Consider the following 4,538-nt stretch of genomic DNA (forward strand, 5'->3'; position numbering starts at 1 on the left):
TCAACTTATAACACGACCGGGGTCTTGCGGCAAGGCCCCGGTCGTGGCGCACAATCGTCGACCGAGGCCAGTACCTGCGGAAATCAGCGATTCGCGAAGTGCGCGTGCCTCTCTCGATCGGAGTCACAGGATTCATGGGGGCTTTCATGTTCGACGTGATCGTGGCCGGCGGCGGACCGACCGGCTGCATGCTGGCCGGCGAGTTGCGGCTGCACGGGCTGCGCGTGCTCGTGTTGGAGAAGGAGGCGGAGCCGACCAAGTTCGTCCGCGCGCTCGGTCTGCACGTGCGCAGTATCGAGGTGATGGACCAGCGCGGCCTGTTGGAGCGGTTCCTGGCGCTCGGCACGCAGTACCCGCTGCGCGGTTTCTTCGCCGGCATCGCCAAGCCGGTGCCCGAGCGGCTGGACACTGCACACGGCTACGTTCTCGGCATCACGCAGACCACCATCGACCGACTGCTCGAAGAGCACGCCGTCGAGGCCGGCGCCGAGATCCGGCGCGGATGCGAACTGGTCGGGCTGAGCCAGGACGACGACGAGGTGACCGCCGAACTGTCCGACGGCACACGCCTGCGCTCGCGCTACCTCGTCGGGTGCGACGGTGGCCGCAGCACGGTCCGCAAACTGCTCGGGGTCGGCTTTCCCGGCGAACCATCCAGAACCGAAACACTGCTGGGCGAGATGGCGGTGGCCGCGACGCAGGACGAACTGACCGCCGTGATGACCGAAGTCCGCAAGACCCAGCTGCGGTTCGGCGCCATGCCCCTCGGGGACGGGGTGTACCGCGTCATAGTGCCCGCTGAGGGAGTGGCCGAGGACCGCTCGGTCCCGCCGACGCTGGAGGAGTTCAAGCGGCAGTTGCAGGCGGTCGCCGGCACCGACTTCGGCGTGCACTCGCCGCGCTGGCTCTCCCGCTTCGGCGACGCCACTCGGCTGGCCGAGCGCTACCGGGTCGGCCGGGTGCTCCTGGCGGGCGACGCGGCGCACATCCACCCGCCGACCGGGGGCCAGGGCCTCAACCTCGGCGTCCAGGACGCGTTCAACCTCGGCTGGAAGCTGGCCGCCGCGGTCGCCGGCTGGGCGCCGGAAGGGCTGCTGGACAGTTATGAGACCGAACGCCGCCCGGTGGCCGCCGACGTGCTGGACAACACCCGCGCGCAGATAGAGCTGATGTCCACCGCGCCCGGCGCCCAGGCCGTGCGGCGGCTGGTGTCGGAGCTGATGGACTTCGAGGAGGTGAACCGGTACCTGACCGAGAAGATCATCGCGATCGGGGTCCGCTACGACTTCGGCGAGGGGCACGAGTTGCTCGGCCGCCGGATGCGGGACGTGGGGTTGAAGCGGGGTCGCCTGTACGCGCTGATGCACGAGGGCCGCGGGCTGCTGCTCGACCAGACCGGCCGGCTTTCGGTCGCGGGCTGGGCGGACCGGGTCGACCACGTCGTCGATGTCAGCGAGGAACTGGATGTGCCCGCCGTGCTGCTGCGGCCGGACGGTCACGTGGCCTGGGTCGGTGACGATCAGCAGGACCTGCTCGGCCACCTGCCCAGGTGGTTCGGCGCGCCCATCAGTTGATCTTGCTGCGCGGCGGTCAGGTCCGGATCGGGCCTGGCCACTGCCATGGCAGGGCCATGCCTCAGCGTTCAGTGAGCGGTGCCAAGCTCACGAGCAGGCGCCGGTCCGGTCAGTGGAAGGCACCGCTGTAGGCGTTGAGGGCGGGCTGGCCGCCGAGGTGGGCGTAAAGGACGTTGGAGTCCTTGGGGATCTCGCCGCCGCGGATAAGGTCGATCAGGGCGGCCATGGACTTGCCCTCGTAGACCGGGTCGAGGATCACGCCCTCGAGGCGGGCGGTCAGCCGGATCGCGTCGACGGTCGACTTGACGGGGATGCCGTAGTAGCCGCCGGCCCAGCCTTCGAGGACGGTGATCTCGTCGTCGCGCAGCTCCCGGCCCAGGCCGATCAGTTGTGCGGTGGCGCGGGCGATCTTCTCCACCTGGGCGTGGGTCTCGGCTCGTTTCGCCGAGGCGTCGACGCCCAGCACGCGGCGCGGCCGGTCCTGGCCCGCGAAGCCGACGATCATGCCGGCCTGGGTGCTTCCGGTGACGCTGCACACCACGATCGTGTCGAAGAACACGCCGAGCTGCCGTTCTTGTTCTCGCACTTCATCGGCCCAGTTGGCGAAGCCGAGGCCGCCGAGCGGATGGTCGGAGGCGCCGGCGGGGATCGCGTAGGGGGTGCCGCCCGCCGACCGCACGTCTTCGAGGGCGTTCTGCCAGCTGTCCTTGAAGCCGATGCCGAAGCCTGCCTGGACCAGCCGCACGTCGGCGCCCATGATCCGGGAGAGCAGGATGTTGCCGACCTTGTCGTTGACCGCGTCGGGCCAGTCCACCCAGCTTTCCTGGACCAGCACCGCCTTCAGCCCGCATCGGGCGGCGACGGCGGCGACCTGCCTGGTGTGGTTGGACTGCACGCTGCCGATGCTGACCAGGGTGTCAGCTCCCTGCTTGAGCGCGTCGGGAACCAGGTACTCGAGTTTGCGGGTCTTGTTGCCGCCGAAGGCGAGGCCGCTGTTGCAGTCCTCGCGTTTGGCCCAGATGCGGGCTCCGCCGAGGTGCGCGGTGAGCCGGTCGAGCGGGTGGACGGGGCTCGGGCCGAACAAGAGGGGGTAGCGCTCGAAGTCGTCGAGGGACATGGTGACTCCCCGGGGTGAGGCTGCGGCTTGGCTTTTGTCAGTGCGGGGACGGTGGGACCTGGTCGTCTACGTCCGCTGCGTGACGAGAGGGCGACGCGGTGTCCAGTAGCGGGAGCAGGGTCTGCCAGTTGGCGCGAGTGGCGGCGACCGCGCCCTCGACGTCTTTCGCCTCGCACAGCGCGATGATCCGCTCGTGCTGGGCGACCGAATCGCGGCCGCTCAATGACGAGAAGCGCAGTCGCTCCAGACGGCGCAGCATCGGTGTGAACTGCTCGAGCACGGTGCGGATGGCGTAGTTGGCGCTGGCGGCGACCGGCACGCCATGGAAGTCGTCGTCGGCGGCGATCGCCGCGTCGGGGTCGGCTGCGCGTAAGGCTTCTGCGAAGCGTGCGTTCGCCGCGCGCATGGCGTCCAGATCGGCGGCGGACAGGAGCGGCAGCGATTCCCGGACGGCAAGCTCGTGCATCGCGGCGGTCACCGACTGCGCGCCACGCATCGCGCGCACGTCCAAGGGGCTGACCATCGTGTATCGGCCGGGCTTCGTCATCACCAGACCGGCATGCTCGAGCCGGGCAATCGCCTCGCGCAGAGGGGTGCGGCTCACGCCCAGCCATTCCGCCAGAGCGTTGTCGTTCAGGCGCTCTGCCGGAGCGAGGGTGCCGTCGACGATGGCGTCCCGGATCGCCCGATAGGCGTCTTCTCGCAGGAGCGACCTGGCGACGACATCTCGACCTTGCGGAACCGGCATGCAATATATTGCACGCTGCACGCCGGGCGTTGTCAATGGTGAGAGCGGAACCGGCCAGCTCGCGAAATCGCGTTGTAGGGGTATGGGCGCCGGGTTACCGTCCCTGCGGCGTGCGTCGGGTGTATCGCTGCCTGGATGTGACAGCACCCGCGTGGCCGCGGGCATGGCTGTTGTGTCATGCCGGAGCGCTGGGCTGCGGGTCGTGGTTGAGACGGGCTGAACCCTCTATCCCGTCAGCTGCCGAGAGCGCCGACCCACTGCGGATGTGCGGCATCAGACGCAGACGGCTTCACGCCCAGGTTGAGCCAGTAGAACGCGTATCCGCCCAAGGTGAGGAGGTAGGGAAGCTCACCGATCTCGGGGAACCGCACTGACCCCAGCATCTCAATGGGCTGCCGCCCCTCATACTCGCGCAGGTCCAACACGGTCGCCTGGGGGAAGCGGGACAGGTTCATGACACACAGCGCGACCTCCGGATGCTCGCCGTCTTCTGTCCACTCCCTGACGAACCCCAGCACGCTCGGATTGGTGGACGCCAGCTCCCGGTATGCGCCCATGCCGAACGCAGGATGCTGCTTGCGCGCGGCGAGCAGCCTTCTCGTCCAGTGCAGCAGCGAGGAGCCGCTTGCCATCTGCGCTTCGACGTTCGTCGACTGATACCCGTAGATCGCATCCATGATGACGGGCAGGTAGAGCCGCCCTGGATCTGCTGCCGAGAATCCGGCGTTGCGGTCGGGGGTCCACTGCATGGGGGTGCGTACGCCGTCGCGGTCGCCGAGCCAGATGTTGTCGCCCATGCCGATCTCGTCGCCGTAGTACAGCACCGGGGAGCCGGGCAGCGAGAGCAACAGGGCGGTGAACAGTTCGATCTGGCGGCGGTCGTTCTCCAGCAGGGGGGCCAGGCGGCGGCGGATGCCGACGTTGGCCTTCATCCTCGGGTCTTTGGCGTACTCGCTCCACATGTAGTCGCGGTCTTCGTCGGTGACCATCTCGAGGGTCAGCTCGTCGTGGTTGCGCAGGAAGATGCCCCATTGGCAGCCGGTGGGGATCTGCGGGGTCTGCGCCATGATCTCGGAGATGGGGTAGCGCGACTCGCGGC

4 protein-coding genes are annotated in these 4,538 nt (G+C 68.6%); 1 reads left to right on the forward strand and 3 read right to left on the reverse strand.

Annotation, left to right across the window (positions count from 1 at the left end):
* Positions 1-146: 146 nt before the first annotated feature.
* Positions 147-1,574, forward strand: coding sequence for a rifampin monooxygenase (gene rox, locus VGZ32_RS12405; protein WP_349263581.1), 1,428 nt, complete (start codon positions 147-149; stop codon positions 1,572-1,574).
* A 109-nt stretch (positions 1,575-1,683) separates the two neighbouring features.
* Here rox and VGZ32_RS12410 read toward each other — a convergent pair whose 3' ends face one another.
* The 3 genes from VGZ32_RS12410 to VGZ32_RS12420 form a co-directional block, all read right to left on the reverse strand.
* Positions 1,684-2,691 (reverse strand): 1-aminocyclopropane-1-carboxylate deaminase, encoded by a 1,008-nt coding sequence (locus VGZ32_RS12410; protein ID WP_326886117.1) that lies wholly within the window; start codon positions 2,689-2,691, stop codon positions 1,684-1,686.
* 37 nt (positions 2,692-2,728) lie between these two features.
* Positions 2,729-3,439 carry a GntR family transcriptional regulator gene (locus VGZ32_RS12415; RefSeq protein ID WP_349263582.1) on the reverse strand — a complete coding sequence of 237 codons (711 nt, stop codon included), beginning with the start codon at positions 3,437-3,439 and terminating at the stop codon, positions 2,729-2,731.
* Between the two features lie 233 nt (positions 3,440-3,672).
* Positions 3,673-4,538: alpha-glucosidase C-terminal domain-containing protein (locus VGZ32_RS12420; protein ID WP_326886119.1), on the reverse strand; the 866-nt coding region annotated here is incomplete at its 5' end.

The sequence above is a fragment of the Actinocrinis sp. genome (genome assembly GCF_035938995.1).
GTDB lineage: Bacteria > Actinomycetota > Actinomycetes > Streptomycetales > Catenulisporaceae > DASZGI01.

What these genes read in the sequence shown, in the direction of transcription:
- rox (WP_349263581.1), top strand. Translation starts at nt 147, where the DNA reads ATGTTCGACGTGATCGTGGCCGGCGGCGGACCGACCGGCTGCATGCTG.
- VGZ32_RS12410 (WP_326886117.1), bottom strand. Translation starts at nt 2,691, where the DNA reads ATGTCCCTCGACGACTTCGAGCGCTACCCCCTCTTGTTCGGCCCGAGC.
- VGZ32_RS12415 (WP_349263582.1), bottom strand. Translation starts at nt 3,439, where the DNA reads ATGCCGGTTCCGCAAGGTCGAGATGTCGTCGCCAGGTCGCTCCTGCGA.